Source organism: Priestia sp. 53B2, from assembly GCF_056099005.1.
The window spans coordinates 764740-785205 of the sequence record NZ_JBLZXA010000020.1 but is presented as its reverse complement, the minus strand read 5'-3'; the positions used below and the strand labels follow the sequence as shown (position 1 = coordinate 785205).

The following is a 20466-nucleotide window of genomic DNA, read 5'->3' as shown; positions in this document are numbered from 1 at the left end:
AAAATAGTGCTTTTACGTAAGCGTTCGCATTTACGCATATCGCTATTTTATAATGAATACATGCAAAAAAATAGGTTTTTCACAAAAAAAATCGTTATTCTCTTTTGAATAACGATTTTCACTGCGCTAATTTGTGTTTAAAGGCATAGATGACTGCTTGAGTGCGGTCCTGTACATCCAGCTTACTTAATAAATTGCTCACATGTGTTTTTACCGTCTTTAGCGCAATAAATAATTCGTCTGCAATCTCTTGATTTGTTTTGCCTTGTGTCATTAGCAGTAAAACTTCCATTTCACGAGCTGTCAGTTCTTCATGAGGTAAAGACGGTTTTCTCATTTTAGACATCATTTTACCGGTTACTTCGGGCTCTAATATAGATTGCCCCTCATATGTACGGCGAATAGCAGCTGCAATTTCTCCTGCTTTAGACGTTTTTAATAAGTAGCTTGTTGCCCCTGCCTCTAGAGCGGGATATACTTTTTCATCATCTAGAAAGCTAGTGACAATGATCACTTTCGCTTCTGGCCACTGCTTAATCAGTTGTTTTGTTGCTTCAATCCCGTCCATTTCTTCCATGACTAAATCCATTAAAATAATATCCGGGCGTAGCTGAAGCCCTAATTCAACGGCCTGTTGGCCATTTGCTGCTTCAGCTATCACATGAATGTCTGCTTGAGCCGACAGATACGCTCCTACGCCAATACGAACCATTTCATGATCATCCACTAACAGTACATTAATCATTTTGCTTCTCCTCTCTTTCTACTAACGGTACTTTCACTTCTAGCTTTGTTCCTTTGTCGGGCAAACTAATAATTTTTAATAGGCCTCCAATTTCAACTGCGCGTTCGTACATATTTTGCAGGCCGTACGATCCGACTTTTTCCTTTTCTACATCAAAACCAACTCCGTTATCAACAATACGTAAAATAATGGAAAAGTCACGTTTAATCAGTAGCACATCTAAAGCTGTTGCATTGGCATGACGCAGCGTATTTGATACGGATTCTTGCAAAATTCTAAACAAGTGGTCTTCAATGCCTTTATCAAGTTCAAATCCTTCTATTTTCCAATTTAATTCAAGCGGTACTTTTTGAGCAAGCTCATTCATCAGTTCTTTCATTCCAGCCTGTAGCGATTTTCCTTTTAATGCTGCAGGACGAAGATGAAGAAGCAAAGCCCTCATTTCAAGCTGTGATTGATTAATCATTTTTTCAACCATCTTTAATTGCTTAGCTTCAGAGTCTTGTAGCGTAAGATTGGATTCCGTAATAGCAGACATAAGCATCGAAGCGGCAAATAGCTGCTGACTAACGGAGTCATGCAGTTCTCTAGCAAGCCGATTTCTTTCCTGAGAAACAATTTCTTGCACTTGCTTTTGCTGATTTTCCACTTTTTCCGTTGCCATCTTTTGAGATTGCTGTGCTTGAAGAATCATTTTATGATCTACTTTATTTAAACGGCTTATAATTCGAGACGTTTCTTGAATAAGCGGTTCATTTGCCGACATATGCCGGTGGCCATTTTCTATTTCATATAATCGATTTTCAACATATGTCCACTGCTGTCTCCACATAAACCCCATGATTCCTCCAATCACGCTTCCAATCGTAAGGCTTAAACTGAAGGAAAACAGCACAAAAGGCATGCCAAATACGCTTGTTTTCCATAAGTCGCTAAGTTGAAAAACAGGATATGCAAAAAACACGGTAAGGAGCACGGATACAAATACAAAAAAACTTAAGAAAATCCCCCATAATAACTGCCGTTGAAGAATACTCATATCCTTTGCACCTCTAAATCTCCAATCACAACAGTTGTAACAATCTTCACCCTATGAGCAGATTGATCAAATTCCTCTGTTTTGATAGACAAATTTTCATTGAACGAAAAGCCGCGCTGATGTCCAAAAACCGTTACGTTTCCTGCTAGTTTAGAATGATTCACAGATACTTCCGTTTCGTAAGGAATGAGCACTTTAATATTTCCAAACACTTGACGAATAAAAATAACCGCATCGCCTTTTGGCAGAACGGTATTGCTTAAATCAACTACAATGTCTCCCCATACGCTTTGAATATTAATATCATCCCATTCGTATACGGAGTCTTCGGTTCTTTGACTACCAAGAAGTTTATTCGTCAAAACCGGCCGGACCTGCACCAAACTTTGGTTTGGCTGCTGTGTAAATTCGTCAGTTGGTCTGAATTCAACCGGATGCTTTCTTGATTGAATAAATCTAAGTAAAAAATACAGAAAAAGAGCAATAACTAAAAACTTAAAGGCAACCGTATTAAATATATTCAACACAAGCCCAATAACGCCAATCCAAAATAAAATGCGCCCTAGTTTTCTTCTCATTTTTTTTCGCCCAATATACATGAACGCACCGGCAATTAATACAGAAAAGATCAAGCCGCTGTGAAAAAACATAATTTCAATAAACAGGACAAATAAACTGCAAATAAAAATGAACATAAGAGATTCTGTTTTGTTTACGCTTTGCACAGCTCTCTCTCCTTTCTCCTCGTAGATGACATAGCGTTCTTTGGATGCTGCAGGTATCTATTCTCTCACCTTAAAAAGACGCAGAAACCTACGCCTTTTTTAGAATACCATGTTTTATGCAGAAACACTGTTTTTTTACGATGATTTTACTCTTTTTTCTAATTCAGCAATCTTGCTGTCTACCGTTTGTCTATAGTAATTTGTATTAATTTGATTTTCAAGCTGGTCAATATAGGTTTCCATTTCGTCAAACTGGCTGTAGGACGTATAAGATGCTTCTGTTTTCATTACTGAATTCATACGATGATGCGCACGAGCAATATTTTCGCGCCCCATTAGTTCCATACGGCGAATATGCATATCTTTTACCTTATGCTTCATTTCTTCATACTTCTGTTCAAGCTCTTCTAACTGCTTGGATGCATCTTCATAAGATTCTTTTACGCGCTTTGCTCTCTCTTCGTAGTGAGCATGTTCTTTTAAAATAAATTCATGTAATTCCGCTTCTTCAGCTGCTTGTGCTACTTGTGCTTGCTCATGGCGTTTTTTCATCATGTCAAGGGCCAGATGATATTCGCGATTAAACTGTTCTTTTAACGTGTGCTGTCGCTCAACAAGCTGCCTTACCTTTTCGGTCTCCTGCTCGCATTGACGCAAATAGTGGTTTAGTGCAGCAATTGGATTTTTTTGTTCTTTGTGATCAAGCAATTGATGAAGGTCTGCAGAAATCGTTTCTTTCATTCGAGTAAATAAGTTTCTCATTTTGTTCCTCTCCTTAGATAATAAAGTAAACTTTTATTATTTTTGATTTAAGTCAGCCCACTGACGTTCAAAATGCTTAAACGGATCTTCTTTTTCCATTTGTATAGGGGTGCTGCTGTTCCACTTTTTATATACAATGTAAAGTACGCCTGCTGCGATGATACCAGCAAGGGCCGGGAGGTTTGAAACAGTTGTTAAGAGTACGACAACACCAATAAATCCCCAGAGCCATTTTTTAAAGGGGGTCTCTGATTTAACAAACCCTTTAAATGCTACGTATAAAATAACCAAGCCAAGTGCAAGTCCTACCATCGGACCGGCATTTGCAAGAAGAACGATAGCAGCTACCGCTCCAATCAAAAACAAACCAACTTTTTTCATTTTGTCTCCTCCTTTCGCTTATCTATATACTTAGTTTAAGGATTATACCGTTTTTTCAAAACGAGCTAGAGCTTTATTTTCTCCTAAGACCTGAGGCTGACAACAAGCTCAGTCTGATTGTACAAAAAAAATGACAGCTTATGATAAGCTGTCATTTTGACATAAAAAAGCTCTTCCGTTATACGAAGAGCTGTGTTGGATTAAAATATAGTGTATAACAACAAGTGTCGATTGCTTCTCAATAACGTTCTGTAAGCCATGTTTTGTACCATTGTACTGCAAGCGGCTAGCTACCTCGTACTCCGGTGGCAATTATCTATCTACAAAATGTAACCATTTTGTCCTTCCTTCCGTTCAGTTCCTTCCAGAAAGTTCCCCTACCATTATTTGGGTTTCTCGCTCGAGGGGTTTACCTCGTTCCACTCTTACCATTTCTGATAAGACTTCGTCACTGTGGCACTTTCAGAGTAGTCAAGCCATATCTTAAAAAGACTTAGGCTTTTTCCCCGCCGTTAGCTTTTAACAGCTACCCTAGCTTATGACTTCGCTAGGCACGAACACTACAGACATCGCAGTCTGTGCGAGCATGGACTTTCCTCTACACCCTCATATGTGATGCAGCAATTACCCGAACGTTATTGATAACGACTTTCCTTAGTATAATAAAAATAGGAGTTGAATGCAACTCCTATTTTTAGGTTATTCGTATAATTTACTTCCAAACACATGTTTTTCTAAGTTCGACAAACGTTTTAAAATATCAAAGTTTGTCGTACCCGCTTGCTGCTGCTGTTGAGCCGGCGGCGGGGTAAATGAAGGTTGTTGCGGCTTTTTAGATAACTCTTCTACTTGCTTTTTTAAGCGTAAATTTTCAGTTTGTAATGCTTCAATTTCTTCATGAAATGCTTCATAATCTTTAATAACAGAATCTAGATACTTATCTACTTCTTCTTGATTATAGCCTCTCATGCCTGTTTTAAATTCTTTTTCTAAAATTTCTTTGGCCGTTAAACGGATTTTATCAGCTAACATCTCTATCACCTCGAATACGATAAACCTTATCTTTATTATAATTCATTTTTTCAAAAATAGCTTCAAATGTCAATTTATCTTTTAAAATGTTTCGCCAAGTGGCGTTAAAAAGACGAAAATTTTTCTTCATCCACGATATCCTGTAAGTCGTGAGACGTCACCATTATAATAGGGTATTCTTCTCGTTCAGCACGTTTTTTAGCCGTTTCTAACATATACTTAGGACTTCCTTCGTGCTCTTCGTCGTAAACTAAACAAATACCTTCACTTTTTTCTACTAAAAATTGATTTTTCAACCGAAACTGTGCTGGACTTTCATATTTTTTTTTTGTGATGCTATCTACATAATCGGCTTGACTTAAGACGAATTCATACAATTCTTTATTGACGTCATTCCATTTTTCTTCTTGCTCCAAAAACGGTGTTAAAACAGCTAACTGAAGCTCGGGATAATCGAGCTGGAGATCAAATACCACTTCTGCTGCCCAAATCTCTACTCCTAGCTGGCCACTAATCAATACCCATTCTAATCCATCTTCTACTAATTCCTGTAATTTTTTATAGAGCGCTTTTTTTATGTATGTAATGCCTTGATGTTTTTCATTAAAAATCCCAAGTTCGAATGGCTTATAACCAGTAACCGTTAGCACTTTCATTATATAACTCCTTTGTAACAAAATAGAATAGGAACTGATGTAATCAGCTCCTATTAACGTACATTATCTAAAATACCCTGAATTAGGTCCTTGATGCGCGCCTTTTGTATGACAGCTTCCTTGGCCGCAACCTTTGTGTCCCGGATAACTAGCACCTGCTACTTGACCTGGGTAGCCTCCTTGACCTGGATAACCAGCTCCTCCTACTTGACCTGGGTAGCCTCCTTGACCTGGATAACTAGCACCTGCTACTTGACCTGGGTAACCTCCTTGACCTGGGTAACTAGCACCTGCTACTTGACCTGGATAGCCTCCCATTTGACCTGGATAGCCTGCTCCCCCTACTTGAGTTGGATATTGCTGCGCACCCCCAAAAAACTGTTGATTTGAAGTTTCATTTACAACAGATTGCGTTTGCGGGAAGTAATGCACGTGCTTCACATTTGTATGATTCACCAATGTATTATGACTTGGATGAATGTGAGGTACAACTACCTCCTGAGAAGTAAACTGCGTGCAGCATTTTGTTGGGTGCACAATTGGTGGCATACATTTTGTTGGTCTTGGATACATATCCTTTTTCCCCTTTCACTGTTTAGTTATTACACTATTACAATATGTGAAGGGTAGTGTACATGTACTAAGACAAACACCTATTTTTGGCCTACATAAAGGAGTTATACGAATTTTTCAAACTGCTTAAGACAATTACTGTTAAACAAATTAATGCGAAAAATGATACTAAAATCACATTTTTCATGAGGCCTCTCTCCATCTCACCAAAGTTCTGTTTTTAAGCTGTAAGAATAAGTCTTACATTGACTAATTTTATCAATGACTGAAAAATAGAACAATATAAAACATCCACAAAAACAAAAGAATAATAATTCTGAATATTTTAAAATAAATCAGCTGAAGTCTATGCTTTAGCTGATTTATTTTTTAGTCTAAGAAGTCTTTTTTCAAGCGCTTCCTTTGACGTTTTTTTAGTCATTTCTCTGAGTTGATTCCACTTTTCCAAGGCTAGCTCAGTATATAGAAGTGCTTGATGAACATCTTTGAGACGATGCTCATAAATTTTAGCTAGCTCAACCAATGCTTCTATGGCGACGTCACCTTCACATGTTTGAACCAAGGGTTCAAACATGTCCACTGCCTCTTTCCAACTCTTCTCTTTTTTATAATGATAAGCCATCGCTAGCTGAGCTTTTTCATGCTCTTCTTTTTCTTTTTCCGCTACGCCCTGATAAAGAGAGAAAGCGTGCTTATTCTCCCCTAACTGCTCATACCACCTTGCTACTTCATATGTTTCTTTTTCTGTAAACTCCTCACTAGTAAGGAGATGTTTTGATAAATGAATGTATAAGGTGATAAGTGATAAAATATCATGTTCATTATGTTTCATAATGTCGAATAAGCCTCTTGGATTTTTCGTTTCAATAAAATCAAAATAAATCATGGGAGCTAAGAAACCTGGAATATCATCAACTCGTTCAATTCCAAGTATTTCTTTTTCGACATTCGCAAGCTTAACCGAATTCATTTTGTGTTTCCACAGCCTTCTTGATGCATGCAGTAAATCAAAGTGACCGAACTTAGGCAGCTTGGGCAAATGATCTCTCAATAGCGTATGACGAGTCTTCACATGAGGCCAATCGAAAGATTTCCCATTGTAAGTCACAAGCGTCGTATAGTCTACTTCTTTTAAAAAACTTTCGTAAAATGCTACTTCTCCGCTTGGCTCTGTTAATATATGCTGACGAAAAACGACGGAATCTTTTAGCACCCTTGCATATCCTAGCAAAAAGATAGTCGTTCCCGTACCTGTACTAAGCCCCGTCGTTTCCGTATCAAAGAAAAACAAATCTGAATATGTGTGGCCTTTTGATGAAAGCGGATGAGCAACTGTAGACCGATTCCATACTTCCACTACTTTTTTCAGCTCATTAAATTCATAATGTCCATGCTTGTAGTCGAGCGGGTAAACCACTTCTCTGATCATACAGTAGCTGTCTTCGGCAAAGTAAGGTACAGCATGATTTCCCTTCCATTCCTGCTCATAGGGAATAGACGCGCTCTTAGATCGCTGCGGGTTACTTTCAACCGGCGGCTTTGCTTCTGTAACATGAAGATGCTTTTTCATACGGTTTAATTTATTTTTAAAAGACAAGAGTTCACCTACTTTGCAGTTGTTGTAGCAGCACGAGCGCATCGCTTTTTGCGTATTCTCCCTGTGCTTCCATACCGATACAAGACGGACAGCCGCTTTCGCAAGAACAATTTACAATTAATTGATTGGTTTGATTTAGCACATCATTCATTTGTTCGTATACTTTGTCACTTAGCCCAATGCCTCCCGGGTATCGATCATATAAGAAGATAGTCGGCTGTTCGTTGTGCACCGCTTTTATCTGAGGCACTACATGTAAATCAGACGGATCGCACATCACCATAAGCGGTGCAATTGACTGAAGGGCATTTGCCACGGAAATGAGCGCTTGTTCCAATCGTTCTTCAGATTCGTAAAACTGTTCTTTTTCAAAGCTTAGCCACACGGCATTTGTATGAAGCTCTTCTTCCGGAAGTGAAATGGGACCTGACCCTATGTTTTCATGCGTCTCAAACTTTATTTTTTTAAATATCGTAGCCATAGCGCTGACCATTACATCGCCGTAACCGATTGAATATGTTCTCTCCAGTCGTTCTTTATCAGCTTCTAGAACCTTTAAGTTAACCGCTAAGTTTGCATCGGTGAAATAGTCTACATCGACTTCACGAACATACGCTTTTTTCTCATCCCAGTCCAAGTATTCTACTTGATACTGAATGCCTTGATGCAAGTAAATCGCCTCATCATGAAGAAGCGTCATGGCACTAAAGCGATCCATTTCTCCAATTACTTTCACATTTGCAACGTCCGATTGATCAATGATGACAACATTTTCTTGAGATGCAGAGCGCAGACTGATATTATGAGCTGGGAACGAATCATTCATCCAGTACCATTTGTCTCCGCTAAAATGAATCACTCGCTCTTCTTGCAAAAACTCCAGCACGTCTTCAATTTCTACCCCATCAAATGTTTCTCCCTGCTTAAACGGCAGCTCATAGGACGCACATTTTAAATGATCGACTAAAATAACAAGATTATCAGGATTAATTCGAGCTGTTTCTGGATTTCTGCTAAAAAAGTAATCCGGATGCTGAATCATATACTGATCAAGGGGACTTGAACTTGCGACCATCACAATGACGGCTTCTCCGTGACGTCTCCCTGCTCGTCCTGCTTGCTGCCAAGCGCTTGCAACCGTGCCTGGATAACCTGTCATCACACACACCTGCAGCTGCCCGATATCCACTCCTAGCTCTAAAGCATTCGTACTGACTACCCCGTAAACACTTCCCTCTCGAAGTCCTCTTTCTATTTCGCGGCGCTGCTTCGGCAAATATCCTCCGCGGTACCCTTGAATAGACTTATTTTGAAGCTGGTTTTTTACGAGTTGCTGCAGATACGTTAAAATAATTTCCACTCGTACTCGGCTTCGTGCAAATACAATCGTTTGAATTTTATTTTTCAAAAACTCTCCTGCAATATTTCGCACTTCAAGCGTAGCACTTCTTCTAATGTTTAAAGGTTTATTAACAATAGGCGGGTTATAAAAAATAAAATGCTTGCGGCCGCTAGGCGCTCCGTTGTTATCTACTAACATAACATGAGCTCCCGTTAAATGTTCAGCAAGTTCTTTTGGGTTAGCGATGGTCGCTGATGTACAAATAAAGATAGGATTGCTTCCATAGTAGCGGCAAATTCGCTTTAACCGGCGTATAACGTTAGCTACGTGGCTTCCAAAAACACCGCGGTACGTATGAAGTTCATCAATCACAATGTACTTCAGGTTTTCAAACAGTGATACCCATTTAGTATGATGAGGTAAAATAGCTGAATGAAGCATATCTGGATTCGTAATAACAATATGACCTGCTTTTCTCACCTTTTGACGGATATTTGCCGGAGTATCTCCATCATACGTGTAGCTGTTGATTGGTACCTCCATTTCTTCAATGATTTCATTTAATTCACTTTTTTGATCTTGGGCAAGCGCTTTTGTTGGAAACAAATAAAGGGCTCTAGCCTGATCATTCTCCATAATACTTTGTAGTACCGGCAAGTTGTAGCACAATGTTTTCCCCGATGCTGTCGGCGTCACAGCCACAACATTCTTCTTAGCTGTCGCCAAATCAAACGCTGTTTTTTGATGCGTATAAAGCGAACCAATTCCTCGGTTCTCAAGTGCTTGCCGCAGTTTTGTATGCAAAGAAGCTGGAAATGGCGCAGTTTTAGCTTCTTTCTCTTCGATTGTATGCCAATGAACGATATTTTGCTGATACGATGGATTCGTTTGCAAGATATCCATTACTTCTTGTAAGTTTTTTCGTATTCTCATTTTCATCACCTGCTTCTATTTTAACGAATGAACGTTCGATAGAAAACCATAAGTTTTTGTATGTTTTTGGGGGATTCGGACATGGTATTAATACAGTAAATTTTTCAAGGAGATGTTAAAAATGGGAAGCCCTTATCTTTGCCCTAGCTGCAAAACAAATCGAACGCGCTTTAATATCATTGAACAAAATGCAAAACCTGTAAAAATGGATCCAAGAAGCGGAGACGTCGTAGAAGAATACACAAACGATACGCTCGATGCATTTCATGCTGCTTATAACGGGCCGCAAAAACGTATTCAGTGCGGAGCTTGCGGCTTAGTAGAAGATGAAACCATGTTTGTACGACATGCTGAATCGAATAAACTTCAATAAAAAAGGTGAGGCTCTTTGGCCTCACCTTTAATCATATAAATCTTTATGCTTTTTCTTGATCAAAAAGCAGACATTTTCATCTAAAAAATTCATGTCTTTTCTTATACAAACATGCTAAAATACCTAAAAAAAGATATGGAGATGATGGTCATGTCATTTCTTCTTTCGCTTTTACCTTTCTCCTTTTTGAAGAAATTTCGTTTTCCTTCTGGAAGAAAAGTTAATGAAGATAAAATGTTCGATAAAACGAATGTAGAGATGCTTCAACAGAGAGTCAAGCTAGTTTCACTTGCTCTTGTAATTTCCTATCCTATTTATATTTATATAGGTTTTTCTTTGCTTCAACATGCGGGGACATCTCAGTTTAGACATACACTAATTGGTATTCATTTCACTAGTTTTGCTCTCTCCTCTCTTTATTTATTTTTCTATTATGTTAGTAAGAAAAAAGAGCGGTTTGCTAACTACTTAAGCACCATTATATATGGCTATATATTTTATTACGTATTTGCTGCAGCACTTTCTACTATTAACAGTCAGCTTTTCACAGGTCGTGTAGACGTATATATGATGCTTTTGATTTCCACAGCTGTTTTATTTCCTATGAAATTAAAACATCTGTGCATCATTTTTATTCCTAACCATCTTTTTTTACTATACGGCTTATCACGATATGTACCGGATTCTTTTTCTCTTATTTCAAAGCAGATCAATACAACTGCAGCAGTTGCTATCGCTTTACTTATTTCATACATTCTTTATACATACCGTCACAAAGAATATATGAATCATTTACAGCTAAAAGAAAGCGAACGTAATTTTTTTACGCTGTTCAAAATTAATCCCTATCCTTTACTATTAACGAGATTATCCGACCACAAAGTGCTGCTCATTAACAATAAAGCTATTCATTTTTACAATCTTGCTTCTCAAGATCTTAATCAAATAGACGGATTTATAATCTATCCTACCGCTGAAGATCGAGAGGGAATTTTAAAACGTCTTCAACAAGAGAAATATGTAAAAACCTACACCCTAGAAGCACGTAAACATGGAGATTCTAAGTGGGTTATGATCAATTATGAATTACTAGAGTATCAAAGCGAAAGCTGCATACTCGCAGGTATTACCGATATAACCGATTTAAAAGCGGTTGAGCATGAATTGAGCTTGCACGCTTCAACTGATATGCTAACCGGAATTTTAAATCGAAGAAGCGGAATGGAAAAACTGCAGCTGGAACTGCTGAGAGCTAAAACCAATCATACATCTTTTCTATTATGTTTTATCGATATTAATTCTTTAAAACTAGTAAATGATCAATACGGTCATAGAGAAGGCGACTGGCTTATTAAAACAATAGCAGAATCAATTAATGGTTATATTAGCAAAGATGATACGCTCTTTCGCTACGGAGGCGATGAGTTTTTATTAATTGCTCCTGAACAAACGGAAGAATACGTACAAGAGCTGTGGCAAAATATTAATGAACAGCTAGAAAATAAAAAGAAAGAATTTAATAAGCCATATGCACTTTCTGCGAGTTACGGATTTATTATATGGGCGCCTTCAGACGAAACCAACCTAGATACATTAATTCAAAAAGCAGATGCTGCCATGTATAAGCAAAAACATACGCGCGTTTCTTCCGCCTTTAAGTAAATCATCGAAGTCCTTGCGCCATCGATTCGCTAAATAGAATGATCAAGGAATAAATCGGTGCATGAGTTACGCATGCACTTTCTTTCTTTGCAAAGAAAAACTATAATAGATGATGCAAGTATTTTACTGATATATGGAAAGGACGTACATATGTTTACAATTAAAGAATATACAGCTGAACAATTGCAGGATCCATTTGGTCTCCTTCTAGGTGAACGCTATGAATTTCATTTATACATCGAGGTAGAAGAAGATGATGAATTATATACGGGCAACGACCTAGCACTACGCTTAGTATATATTAAAGGCGAAGATAACACTTCTATTGCCCAAACTCATTTCTACGAAGTTTCAACAAATAAAGTATTAGACTTCGACCTTGAAGAAGAAGAAGAAGAAGCTGTAAAAGAGTTTTGCGGGAAACATTTACCTTCAGAGGAAGGTACAAATAACGAGGAATAATTAAAAGAGACTGGGACAAACGTATTTCAGTTGAAGGAAAATCCGAGCGATGAATCGAGATTCTTGGTGGAGAATCAAACTCGTTCGGATTTTTTCATTGGTAGAGTGAACGTAGGTTTTATGTAGGTAGCTGCTTCTAGCAGTTGATTGGAGGGCAAGGCGAAGACTCCTGCGGGAAAAAGCGACGAGGAATCTCACCGGCCGCCCGCGGAAAGCGAAGTCTTGCACGGAAATCAACTGCTGTTGCGTAATAAGCGATTCCCCCTACTAGCTTATTCATCTCATTTGTTCGTCTGTAGATTGAATTGATTTAGTTATGTCCCAGCCTCATTTTTGATTTCGTTTTTCCATTAGCTTTTTAACTACTTCTTTTGGCTCCCAGCATGTAAACCGATAAGAAGGACGGGTTTCATAGCCTAGTCTTTTGCATCGATACTTCATTCCCCTATCCAATTTAATGCTTTGAAAATGTTTACATGTGGCACAGCAATGAAATGAACTCATGCCTTCCCTTCTCCCCTACTTTAATCTATTTTCTTAATCATACAAATAAAACAAATTTGCACAAAAAAAGCTGCCTATCGGCAGCTTTCATATGTAGCGTTGAATTATAATTTTACAACATTCTCCGCTTGAGGTCCACGTTGACCTTCAACGATTTCAAATTCAACTTTTTGGCCTTCTTCTAATGTTTTGAAGCCTTCAGATTGGATAGCTGAAAAATGAACAAATACGTCATTTCCGCCTGGTACTTCGATAAAACCGAAGCCTTTTTCACTGTTAAACCATTTTACTGTACCTGTAGTAGCCATGTAAAAAAACCTCCAAAAAAATGTAAAAATTTCAATATGTTACTCTATATTTACATTTATACCGTAAATAAAAAATTCACATATTATAAAAGAGACCTACGCGAAGTAGATCTCCTTTATAACAAGTGAATTTTCACTAAATCTAATTCGAGTATATGGTCAAAACGTAGTATTCATTACATTTATTAAATTTGGTTGCGTTTACATTATACTATACCTATATGTAGAATGCAAATATTGAGCCATCCTTAACATATGGCTCATCCGTTTTGCAAGATATCTATCTTCCTTACGTTAACATGTTATCAATATGGGCGTCGATAATTTCTTTTCGTTTATTTTGCAGGGTCTCAAATAATAGCTTAGCTTCTTCCGAAGTTAACGCAAACGTTGTTGTTTCTTCATGATTTTCTTCTTTTGTATGAAGAACAAATACGCTTTGTTGGATTTCACTCATACATATCCCTCCTTTTTCGATAGTATAGGCTTTTTTGTATTTTTCATGTATGCTTCACACGATTTTAACAAATTATAAGAAAGGTTAAAACTTATAAGGAGTGATACTATCATGAAGAAATCGTTTTTGTTTGTTATAGGCTGTATGACAACTCTTTCTTTATTCGGCTGCAGTACAGCAGATCAAGGTAAAGATGGCGTCATTGATGATGATACAGTCCGCAACGTCACATATGAAAATGGGAACAATAAAACGAAAATGAATGACGTAAACGATACGCAAGACGTACAGCGTAACGAAAAAGAACAATATAATCAGTCTGGTGGAATGAGAGTAGCCGATGTGGCGGCTGATCGTATCGTAGCGTTAAAAAACGTAAAAGATGCTAATGTAATCGTAACTGATCATACAGCTTATGTGGCAGCTGTATTAGACGATAATAAAGAAGGTAATCTCACAAAAGATATGGAACATAAGATTGCACATGAAGTAAGAAAAGCAGACGGCAGTGTTCATCGAGTTTTTGTATCAACAAACCCTGACTTTGTAAACCGTATGAACGGATATGTAGACAAGCTTCAAACCGGCAAACCCGTTTCTGGACTGTTTGACGAGTTTTCGGAAGTTGTCCGACGCGTGTTTCCAAATTCACGCTAATATACATGAATATCAAAAGAGCATTTTATAAAATGCTCTTTTTATTTTACTTATTGCATAAAATATTGCATAAAAAACCCGCTATAAATTTCTGAATATTTTTATTTTACTTTATTTTGAAAACGGTTTCATTTCTTTTATATAAAGGTTTAGGGGATTTTAGATTTAGAAAATTTACGATTTTGTGGGTTGATAGTATAAGAAAAGTTTGTTAGTTTTAAAAACCATAAGATGTTTTCATGAGATGTATTACTTATCTCATGCATAAAAAATGCATAAAGGGGAGATTTTGTGGATATTGGAGTTTATATTTCACTCGGTATTTATTTTGTGGGAATGCTCGGAATAGGATGGTATGCCTATACAAAAACCACTGAAGATGTAGCTGGCTATATGTTAGGAGGACGCGGACTAGGCCCAGCGGTTACCGCCCTTTCAGCTGGTGCTTCCGATATGAGTGGATGGATGTTAATGGGGCTTCCTGGATCCATGTATGTAACGGGCCTTTCTAGCGTATGGCTAGCGGTGGGATTGTCTATAGGTGCTTATTTAAATTATTTAATCCTCGCTCCGCGTCTTCGCACTTATACGGAAGTAGCGAACGACTCCATTACAATTCCAGACTTTTTTGAAAATCGATTTGGCGACCATGCCAAAATTCTTCGAACAGTATCAGCGATCGTTATCTTTATCTTCTTTACTCTTTACACTTCAGCTGGTATGGTATCAGGCGGACGCTTATTTGAATCAGCATTTGATTTGCATTATCAGATTGGCTTGTTTGTAACAGCATCTGTTGTTATTGCCTACACTCTTTTTGGTGGATTTTTAGCCGTTAGTTTAACAGATTTTGTTCAAGGTGTTATTATGTTTCTTGCTTTAGTTTTGGTACCCATTGTAGCTTTCACCGATGTTGGAGGCGTCAACACAACAATGGATATTGTACAGGAAGTTAATCCAACATACCTTGACATCTTTAAGGGTACAACCGTTTTAGGTATTATATCTTTCTTAGCCTGGGGACTTGGCTATTTTGGACAGCCTCATATTATCGTTCGCTTTATGGCTATCTCTTCTGTTAAGGAATTAAAACTCGCACGCCGTATTGGAATGAGCTGGATGATTATTTCTATTATTGGTGCGTTGCTGACAGGACTTGTTGGAATTGCATATGTAGAAAAAACGGGTATGAAGCTAGCAGATCCTGAAACTATTTTTATTAAATTTGCAGATATACTTTTTAACCCTTTAATTACCGGGTTTTTATATGCTGCTTTATTAGCTGCGATTATGAGTACCATTTCTTCTCAGCTACTTGTAACAGCAAGCTCTGTTACAGAAGACTTTTACAAAACATTTTTTCGTCGTCAAGCCTCTGACAAAGAGCTTGTGACTGTGGGGAGAACTGCGGTTTTAGGCGTTGCAATTATTGGCATTTTGCTTTCTTTAAAACCTAGTGATACGATTTTAGGACTTGTCGGATACGCATGGGCTGGATTTGGTTCTGCATTTGGTCCTGCTATTTTACTAAGTCTTTACTGGAAGCGTATGACTCGATGGGGAGCCCTTGCAGGAATGATTGTAGGTGCAGCTACAGTATTAATTTGGGTAAATACTCCATTGAAAGATGCCCTTTACGAAATGATTCCTGGATTTTTCTTAAGCTTGCTGGCTGTTATTGTAGTAAGTCTGTTAACAAAAAAGCCTTCAAAAGCTGTAGAAGATCAATTTAGAAACATGGAAAGCGTACTGGAACAGCATACAAAATAGTAAAAAAAGTACACAAGTCGTAACTTGTGTACTTTTTGCTTTTAATGCAAGCCATGTTGTCATATATATATATATGTACTAAAGACAGATTAAGGAGGGTTTTTATATGCAACATTCTTATTTCCCTTACGAACCTACACAGCAGCTCCGCGTAGATACACAAAGTAGAGAAATTAAAGTGATTGGTGAAGGGACTGCTTCAGCACTTCCGGACGAAATTTCCATGACAATTGGAACACGCACGGAAAAAAGAGACGTTCAAGAAGCCTTAAAAGAAAATTCAGCTATTTCAAATACTTTGCTTCAAGAGATGAAAAAACTTGGAATCAATGACCAGCAAATTGAAACAGCTTCGTTCACTATAAATCCTAAATATGATTACAGCGATGGAAAATCGACTCTTACAGGATACGAAGTACAGCATTTGTTTAGAGTAAGAGTACAGGATGTAAAACAAGCTGGGGATGTCTATAACGCTACTTTTTCAAGCGGAGCCAACGTAGCGCAAGATCTTCAATTCCACGTTACAAATGATGATAAATATGAACAAGAAGCGATAAGTAAAGCTTTGCTTAACGCTAAAGAAAAGGCCTTTACCATTGCCAACACACTGCAGCTCCCTATTAACCAAATCCCCATTTTAATCGAAGAAGGCCCCGTCTATCAGTCATCTGGCTCCTCGCCTAAGTTATTAGCAGCCTCTCCCCCTATTCAAGCTCAGTCCTTGACTGTATCTGCTTCTGTAAAAGTTACGTACACGTATTAATACTTATGGTAAACTATAGATTATTATAATGAAGAAACTAATCTAAAGGAGCTCTTTGCACAATGACTTCTGAACATTTACTAGCAGCTTATCAAACCCTATGGTTGAACCGTTCGTTCGCTTCTAAACAAGCCATGACAAGTGAAGATCAGCTTCACGAAGCCATTCTGAAAGATTTAAAAGATGAAATGACTCATCCACGCGTCCGGCAAACACCGTATGTAAAATATCATCTTGGCATAAAAAGAATTCTAAACAGCAGTCTTTCCTCTGATGAAAAAGTTGCGCTTACGTCCCTATACACAAACCTTTTAGATAGCTGTATATAACGATAAAAAAGGACTTCCTTGATGGAAGTCCTTTTCTTTATTTAATTAACGCTTTTTCTTCTAAGCTTTGAAAAACAGCCTTAAAGTCTTGCTTTAAATCCTCGAATTCCTCTAACCCTACTGAAAGGCGAAGAAGTGAATCAGTAATTCCTTTTTCTTCACGTACTTCTTTTGGGATACTTGCATGAGACATTGTTGCAGGATGCGTTAGAATGGATTCAACTGCACCTAGACTAACGCCAATTGAAGCCAATTTGACTCCTTGTAAAATATGTCGTGCTACTTTTTCATCCTGTACTTGGAAAGAAATCATAGCTCCGTATCCATTTGCTTGTTCTGAAATCAGTTTGTGGTCTGGATGACTTTTTAAGCCTGGGTAGTATACACGGCTCACTAGAGATTGTTCTTCAAGCCACTTTGCAAACTGCAACGCTGTTTTTAACTGCTGATCTAAACGAACTTTTAATGTCTTAATTCCTCGAAGCAGTAAAAAACAATCCTGTGGTCCTAAGATAGCACCAAAAGCATTTTGTACAAACTTTACTTCTTCTGCTAGCTTTTCATCGCTTACCACAACTAGACCGCCAATGACGTCACTGTGACCGCTGATATATTTTGTAGCACTATGAATTACAATATTTACACCAAGGTCAATCGGCTGCTGTAGATAAGGTGTTAAAAACGTGTTATCCACAATTGTAAGAAGATTGCGCTCCTTCGCCAAACTTGCTACTGCTTTAATATCCGTTACCTGTAAAAATGGATTTGAAGGGCTTTCGATATAAATAGCCTTCGTATCTTTTGTGATAGCTTCTTCTACTTTGTCCACCTTCGTTGTATCAACAAAAGTTGTTTTGATACCAAACTTTGAAAATAACCGTGTTAATACACGATATGTCCCGCCGTACGTATCGTGTGAAACTAAAATTTCATCCCCTGATTCAAAAATAGATAATACCGATGAGATAGCAGCCATACCTGATGAAAAAGCAAAACCAGCGTATCCATTTTCTAGGTGAGCAATGGTGTTTTCTAAAGCCTCACGAGTTGGATTTCCTGAACGAGAATAGTCATAACGGCCGTTGTTCGTCTCATCTTCTTGGTTAAATGTAGATACCTGATAAATAGGTACGTTAACCGCTCCAAAATGACCGTCAATTCCTGTATTTGCATGAATTAAGTTCGTACCAAATCTATGTTTATTATTGTTGGTATGCATCAAATGCCTCCTTCAAATCTTTAATTAAATCATCTGCGTGCTCAATTCCAACTGATAATCGCAGTAAACAATTTGTTACTCCGACACGATTTCGAATTTCCTCCGGAATATCAGCGTGTGTTTGACGAGCTGGGAATGTCATTAAACTTTCCACTCCTCCTAAGCTTTCTGCAAATGTAATAACTTTGACATTTTCTAAAAGTACTGACACGATGTCAGGGTGTGAGACAGCAAAAGAAATCATGCCTCCAAATCCAGTCGCTTGTTTCTTCATGATTTCATAGCCTGGATGTGTTTCAAGGCCAGGGTAATACACTTTTTCTACGAGATCATGAGCAGTAAGCCAATTTGCAATTTTCAGCGCGTTTTCGTTATGCTTTTCCATACGAAGCGCTAGCGTCTTAACACCGCGCAACAATAACCAGCTATCTTGTGGACCTAAGATTGCCCCAGCTGCATTTTGATAAAAACGAATTTTCTCTCCTAAGCTACTACATCGAGCGACTACAAGACCAGCAACTACATCATTATGACCCCCAATGTATTTGCTTGCACTATGTATCACAATATCTGCTCCAAGCTCTAAAGGACGCTGATAATAAGGGGACATGAAGGTATTGTCAACGATAGTAAGCAAATCATGCTGTTTAGCTAACGCAATTGCTTCTGGCAAATCAGTCACGTGCATCATTGGATTCGTAGGTGTTTCAATAAATAAAGCTTTCGTGTTGGGACGAAGCGCATCTTTTACTTGCTCGAGATGGGCTGTGTTGACGTACGAAATAGTAATTCCTTGCTCTGAAAAGATTTCATTTAGTACTCGGTACGTTCCTCCGTATAAATCCTCTGATACAATTAAATGATCTCCGTTTTTAAATAGTGCTAAAACTGCCATTACACCCGCCATTCCTGAAGCGAATGCTACTCCTACTTCTCCTTTTTCTAAAGCAGCAATTGCTTCTTCCAATGCTGTACGAGTAGGGTTTGCCGTACGTGCATAGTCAAATCCTGTACTTTGCCCTAACGCAGGGTGAGCAAATGTTGATGCTTGGTAAATGGGTGTTGTAATAGACCCTGTTGAAGGGTCACGACCTACTCCTGAACGAACTAATAAAGTTTCAATTTTCATCTATTTCTCTCCTTAACTCAAAATAAAAAACACTCTTCACAGATGGAAGAGTGTTCGTTTATACACGATTTCTCTCATCTGTTAGAACAATACTGATGTTCCACAGGAATTAGCACCGTTCAAATGAATGTTTCATTTGATGGTTGCCGGGCATCGCAGGGCCAGTCCCTCCGCCACTCTTGATAAGAGTTCTATATAATTGTTGGTGGTTAACGTTTGTTGTTAATAACTTTAATAAAGATTTTCTTTATTGTCAACATAATTTTCTAAAAAATTCAAATCATCTCATTTGTTTATTCAATATACTTGTCCTGATAAGCACATAAAAAAAAGAGACGAAAGCGAGGTCTCTTTTTCTAAGGCAAGTGCACAGATTTTACGTGAGCTAACTTCCAATACATACTTTCTCCATTTGCCGTAATTAGTTCAACAATATTATTAGAAACTTCTTTAAGTACGCCAATTTTTTCTGATTGATCCCCTAAATCTAATACGACCAGTTGATTTTCATATTTTTTAAGCTGCTCTTCAAAGTTTCTGACAAAAGGTGCAGAGGCAGGTCTTACTGGGAGCTCTTTGTCACTTAAAGAATAAGGGGTTAACTCATTACTGTAAGGGGTAAGCCATTTCAAATGATGCAGAGAAACAAAGACATTTTTATACACTGGAGAATAAAACACAAGATAATCATTCAGCACGCTTGTAATATAGCCATGCAATGACTTCCCTCCCGTTACATAAATTTCAATAAATTTCCCTTTTGCCTGCTGTAAAATATTACGATAAGAAATCCGCTGACTTTCTTCTATTAAGTTCTCTTCTATTTCACGTAAAACCGTATAGTCTTCTTCTGATACTTCCCGCAAACGATGCATGTGTAAAAGAGGAATATACAAATAATCATGTCCATTATACAAAACCATAATATCTAATCCAAGATCAATAAGTCTGCCAACAAATGTCGTTTTACCTGAAATATCTAACTCCACAATTTTATTGATATAATGATTCATACTCATACTGATTCTCCTCCTTTTTCCTATAT

The 20466-nt window shown here is 37.9% G+C and carries 23 protein-coding genes, 1 other RNA gene and 1 riboswitch; of the genes, 7 read left to right on the top strand and 17 right to left on the bottom strand.

Features of this window, described 5'->3' with window-relative positions; all coding sequences use genetic code 11:
- Window positions 1-118: 118 nt before the first annotated feature.
- The 11 genes from ACN6NE_RS18145 to ACN6NE_RS18095 all read right to left on the bottom strand — a co-directional run bounded on the left by ACN6NE_RS18145 (window position 119) and on the right by ACN6NE_RS18095 (window position 9785).
- Window positions 119-745: a response regulator transcription factor gene (locus tag ACN6NE_RS18145; RefSeq protein ID WP_129707227.1), complete on the bottom strand. Its 627-nt coding sequence runs from the start codon at window positions 743-745 to the stop codon at window positions 119-121.
- Window positions 738-1784, bottom strand: coding sequence for a sensor histidine kinase (locus ACN6NE_RS18140; RefSeq protein ID WP_013056144.1), 1047 nt, complete (start codon window positions 1782-1784; stop codon window positions 738-740). The genes ACN6NE_RS18145 and ACN6NE_RS18140 overlap by 8 nt, the downstream gene beginning before the upstream one ends.
- A complete protein-coding gene (gene liaF / locus ACN6NE_RS18135; protein WP_013082358.1) occupies window positions 1781-2509 on the bottom strand; it encodes a cell wall-active antibiotics response protein LiaF in 729 nt (242 codons plus the stop codon). The genes ACN6NE_RS18140 and liaF overlap by 4 nt, the downstream gene beginning before the upstream one ends.
- A 135-nt stretch (window positions 2510-2644) precedes the next feature.
- The gene (locus ACN6NE_RS18130; protein WP_013056142.1) at window positions 2645-3271 is read right to left on the bottom strand and encodes a PspA/IM30 family protein; all 627 of its coding nucleotides are present in this window, start codon (window positions 3269-3271) and stop codon (window positions 2645-2647) included.
- A gap of 36 nt (window positions 3272-3307) precedes the next feature.
- Window positions 3308-3652: a lmo0954 family membrane protein gene (locus ACN6NE_RS18125; RefSeq protein WP_474326332.1), complete on the bottom strand. Its 345-nt coding sequence runs from the start codon at window positions 3650-3652 to the stop codon at window positions 3308-3310.
- 247 nt (window positions 3653-3899) lie between these two features.
- Window positions 3900-4288, bottom strand: an RNA gene (gene rnpB, locus ACN6NE_RS18120) — RNase P RNA component class B.
- A gap of 63 nt (window positions 4289-4351) precedes the next feature.
- The gene (gpsB, locus tag ACN6NE_RS18115; protein ID WP_013056140.1) at window positions 4352-4684 is read right to left on the bottom strand and encodes a cell division regulator GpsB; all 333 of its coding nucleotides are present in this window, start codon (window positions 4682-4684) and stop codon (window positions 4352-4354) included.
- A gap of 104 nt (window positions 4685-4788) precedes the next feature.
- Complete coding sequence (locus ACN6NE_RS18110; RefSeq protein WP_028414057.1) at window positions 4789-5340, bottom strand: SLOG family protein; 552 nt, start codon at window positions 5338-5340, stop codon at window positions 4789-4791.
- A gap of 63 nt (window positions 5341-5403) precedes the next feature.
- The gene (locus ACN6NE_RS18105) at window positions 5404-5913 is read right to left on the bottom strand and encodes a CotD family spore coat protein (RefSeq protein ID WP_474326328.1); all 510 of its coding nucleotides are present in this window, start codon (window positions 5911-5913) and stop codon (window positions 5404-5406) included.
- A 346-nt stretch (window positions 5914-6259) separates the two neighbouring features.
- The gene (locus ACN6NE_RS18100; RefSeq protein ID WP_474326326.1) at window positions 6260-7510 is read right to left on the bottom strand and encodes a ribonuclease H-like domain-containing protein; all 1251 of its coding nucleotides are present in this window, start codon (window positions 7508-7510) and stop codon (window positions 6260-6262) included.
- 4 nt (window positions 7511-7514) lie between these two features.
- On the bottom strand, window positions 7515-9785 hold the full coding sequence (locus ACN6NE_RS18095; RefSeq protein ID WP_474326323.1) for a DEAD/DEAH box helicase: 2271 nt from the start codon (window positions 9783-9785) through the stop codon (window positions 7515-7517).
- Between the two features lie 121 nt (window positions 9786-9906).
- Here ACN6NE_RS18095 and ACN6NE_RS18090 point away from each other — a divergent pair, with 121 nt between their 5' ends.
- From ACN6NE_RS18090 to ACN6NE_RS18080, 3 genes are all read left to right on the top strand, one after another.
- Window positions 9907-10158: a hypothetical protein gene (locus tag ACN6NE_RS18090; protein ID WP_013056134.1), complete on the top strand. Its 252-nt coding sequence runs from the start codon at window positions 9907-9909 to the stop codon at window positions 10156-10158.
- Between the two features lie 150 nt (window positions 10159-10308).
- Window positions 10309-11820: a sensor domain-containing diguanylate cyclase gene (locus tag ACN6NE_RS18085; RefSeq protein WP_474326319.1), complete on the top strand. Its 1512-nt coding sequence runs from the start codon at window positions 10309-10311 to the stop codon at window positions 11818-11820.
- Window positions 11821-11970: 150 nt separating this feature from the next.
- Window positions 11971-12282: a DUF6509 family protein gene (locus ACN6NE_RS18080; RefSeq protein ID WP_013056132.1), complete on the top strand. Its 312-nt coding sequence runs from the start codon at window positions 11971-11973 to the stop codon at window positions 12280-12282.
- 327 nt (window positions 12283-12609) lie between these two features.
- Here the strand turns inward: ACN6NE_RS18080 and ACN6NE_RS18075 are convergent, their stop codons facing one another.
- From ACN6NE_RS18075 to ACN6NE_RS18065, 3 genes are all read right to left on the bottom strand, one after another.
- Entirely contained in the window at window positions 12610-12786 is a 177-nt protein-coding gene (locus tag ACN6NE_RS18075; RefSeq protein WP_165351701.1) for a hypothetical protein, read from the bottom strand.
- A 104-nt stretch (window positions 12787-12890) separates the two neighbouring features.
- Window positions 12891-13094 (bottom strand): cold-shock protein, encoded by a 204-nt coding sequence (locus tag ACN6NE_RS18070; RefSeq protein WP_048018485.1) that lies wholly within the window; start codon window positions 13092-13094, stop codon window positions 12891-12893.
- A gap of 289 nt (window positions 13095-13383) precedes the next feature.
- Entirely contained in the window at window positions 13384-13551 is a 168-nt protein-coding gene (locus ACN6NE_RS18065; RefSeq protein WP_165351700.1) for a hypothetical protein, read from the bottom strand.
- Between the two features lie 111 nt (window positions 13552-13662).
- Here ACN6NE_RS18065 and ACN6NE_RS18060 point away from each other — a divergent pair, with 111 nt between their 5' ends.
- The 4 genes from ACN6NE_RS18060 to ACN6NE_RS18045 all read left to right on the top strand — a co-directional run bounded on the left by ACN6NE_RS18060 (window position 13663) and on the right by ACN6NE_RS18045 (window position 17073).
- Window positions 13663-14208 (top strand): YhcN/YlaJ family sporulation lipoprotein, encoded by a 546-nt coding sequence (locus ACN6NE_RS18060; RefSeq protein ID WP_129707212.1) that lies wholly within the window; start codon window positions 13663-13665, stop codon window positions 14206-14208.
- Window positions 14209-14499: 291 nt separating this feature from the next.
- Window positions 14500-15978: a sodium/proline symporter PutP gene (gene putP / locus ACN6NE_RS18055; RefSeq protein WP_474326314.1), complete on the top strand. Its 1479-nt coding sequence runs from the start codon at window positions 14500-14502 to the stop codon at window positions 15976-15978.
- Between the two features lie 106 nt (window positions 15979-16084).
- On the top strand, window positions 16085-16744 hold the full coding sequence (locus ACN6NE_RS18050; protein ID WP_474326311.1) for an SIMPL domain-containing protein: 660 nt from the start codon (window positions 16085-16087) through the stop codon (window positions 16742-16744).
- Window positions 16745-16806: 62 nt separating this feature from the next.
- Window positions 16807-17073 (top strand): hypothetical protein, encoded by a 267-nt coding sequence (locus ACN6NE_RS18045; protein ID WP_057238558.1) that lies wholly within the window; start codon window positions 16807-16809, stop codon window positions 17071-17073.
- 37 nt (window positions 17074-17110) lie between these two features.
- Here the strand turns inward: ACN6NE_RS18045 and ACN6NE_RS18040 are convergent, their stop codons facing one another.
- From ACN6NE_RS18040 to ACN6NE_RS18030, 3 genes are all read right to left on the bottom strand, one after another.
- Entirely contained in the window at window positions 17111-18292 is a 1182-nt protein-coding gene (locus ACN6NE_RS18040; RefSeq protein ID WP_129707205.1) for a trans-sulfuration enzyme family protein, read from the bottom strand.
- Window positions 18276-19421 carry a trans-sulfuration enzyme family protein gene (locus ACN6NE_RS18035; protein ID WP_129707203.1) on the bottom strand — a complete coding sequence of 382 codons (1146 nt, stop codon included), beginning with the start codon at window positions 19419-19421 and terminating at the stop codon, window positions 18276-18278. Before ACN6NE_RS18035 ends, ACN6NE_RS18040 begins: the two co-directional genes overlap by 17 nt.
- Window positions 19422-19492: 71 nt before the next feature.
- Window positions 19493-19610, bottom strand: a riboswitch (SAM riboswitch).
- Window positions 19611-19777: 167 nt separating this feature from the next.
- A complete protein-coding gene (locus ACN6NE_RS18030) occupies window positions 19778-20440 on the bottom strand; it encodes a hypothetical protein (RefSeq protein ID WP_014460954.1) in 663 nt (220 codons plus the stop codon).
- Window positions 20441-20466: the final 26 nt, after the last annotated feature.

Coding starts and splice junctions, on each gene's coding strand:
- ACN6NE_RS18030 (WP_014460954.1), bottom strand. CDS start 20,440: ATGAGTATGAATCATTATATCAATAAAATTGTGGAGTTAGATATTTCA.
- ACN6NE_RS18035 (WP_129707203.1), bottom strand. CDS start 19,421: ATGAAAATTGAAACTTTATTAGTTCGTTCAGGAGTAGGTCGTGACCCT.
- ACN6NE_RS18045 (WP_057238558.1), top strand. CDS start 16,807: ATGACTTCTGAACATTTACTAGCAGCTTATCAAACCCTATGGTTGAAC.
- ACN6NE_RS18110 (WP_028414057.1), bottom strand. CDS start 5,340: ATGAAAGTGCTAACGGTTACTGGTTATAAGCCATTCGAACTTGGGATT.
- ACN6NE_RS18125 (WP_474326332.1), bottom strand. CDS start 3,652: ATGAAAAAAGTTGGTTTGTTTTTGATTGGAGCGGTAGCTGCTATCGTT.
- ACN6NE_RS18040 (WP_129707205.1), bottom strand. CDS start 18,292: ATGCATACCAACAATAATAAACATAGATTTGGTACGAACTTAATTCAT.
- gpsB (WP_013056140.1), bottom strand. CDS start 4,684: ATGTTAGCTGATAAAATCCGTTTAACGGCCAAAGAAATTTTAGAAAAA.
- ACN6NE_RS18075 (WP_165351701.1), bottom strand. CDS start 12,786: ATGAGTTCATTTCATTGCTGTGCCACATGTAAACATTTTCAAAGCATT.
- ACN6NE_RS18080 (WP_013056132.1), top strand. CDS start 11,971: ATGTTTACAATTAAAGAATATACAGCTGAACAATTGCAGGATCCATTT.
- ACN6NE_RS18095 (WP_474326323.1), bottom strand. CDS start 9,785: ATGAGAATACGAAAAAACTTACAAGAAGTAATGGATATCTTGCAAACG.
- ACN6NE_RS18070 (WP_048018485.1), bottom strand. CDS start 13,094: ATGGCTACTACAGGTACAGTAAAATGGTTTAACAGTGAAAAAGGCTTC.
- ACN6NE_RS18085 (WP_474326319.1), top strand. CDS start 10,309: ATGTCATTTCTTCTTTCGCTTTTACCTTTCTCCTTTTTGAAGAAATTT.
- ACN6NE_RS18060 (WP_129707212.1), top strand. CDS start 13,663: ATGAAGAAATCGTTTTTGTTTGTTATAGGCTGTATGACAACTCTTTCT.
- ACN6NE_RS18090 (WP_013056134.1), top strand. CDS start 9,907: ATGGGAAGCCCTTATCTTTGCCCTAGCTGCAAAACAAATCGAACGCGC.
- ACN6NE_RS18145 (WP_129707227.1), bottom strand. CDS start 745: ATGATTAATGTACTGTTAGTGGATGATCATGAAATGGTTCGTATTGGC.
- ACN6NE_RS18105 (WP_474326328.1), bottom strand. CDS start 5,913: ATGTATCCAAGACCAACAAAATGTATGCCACCAATTGTGCACCCAACA.
- ACN6NE_RS18140 (WP_013056144.1), bottom strand. CDS start 1,784: ATGAGTATTCTTCAACGGCAGTTATTATGGGGGATTTTCTTAAGTTTT.
- ACN6NE_RS18130 (WP_013056142.1), bottom strand. CDS start 3,271: ATGAGAAACTTATTTACTCGAATGAAAGAAACGATTTCTGCAGACCTT.
- ACN6NE_RS18065 (WP_165351700.1), bottom strand. CDS start 13,551: ATGAGTGAAATCCAACAAAGCGTATTTGTTCTTCATACAAAAGAAGAA.
- ACN6NE_RS18050 (WP_474326311.1), top strand. CDS start 16,085: ATGCAACATTCTTATTTCCCTTACGAACCTACACAGCAGCTCCGCGTA.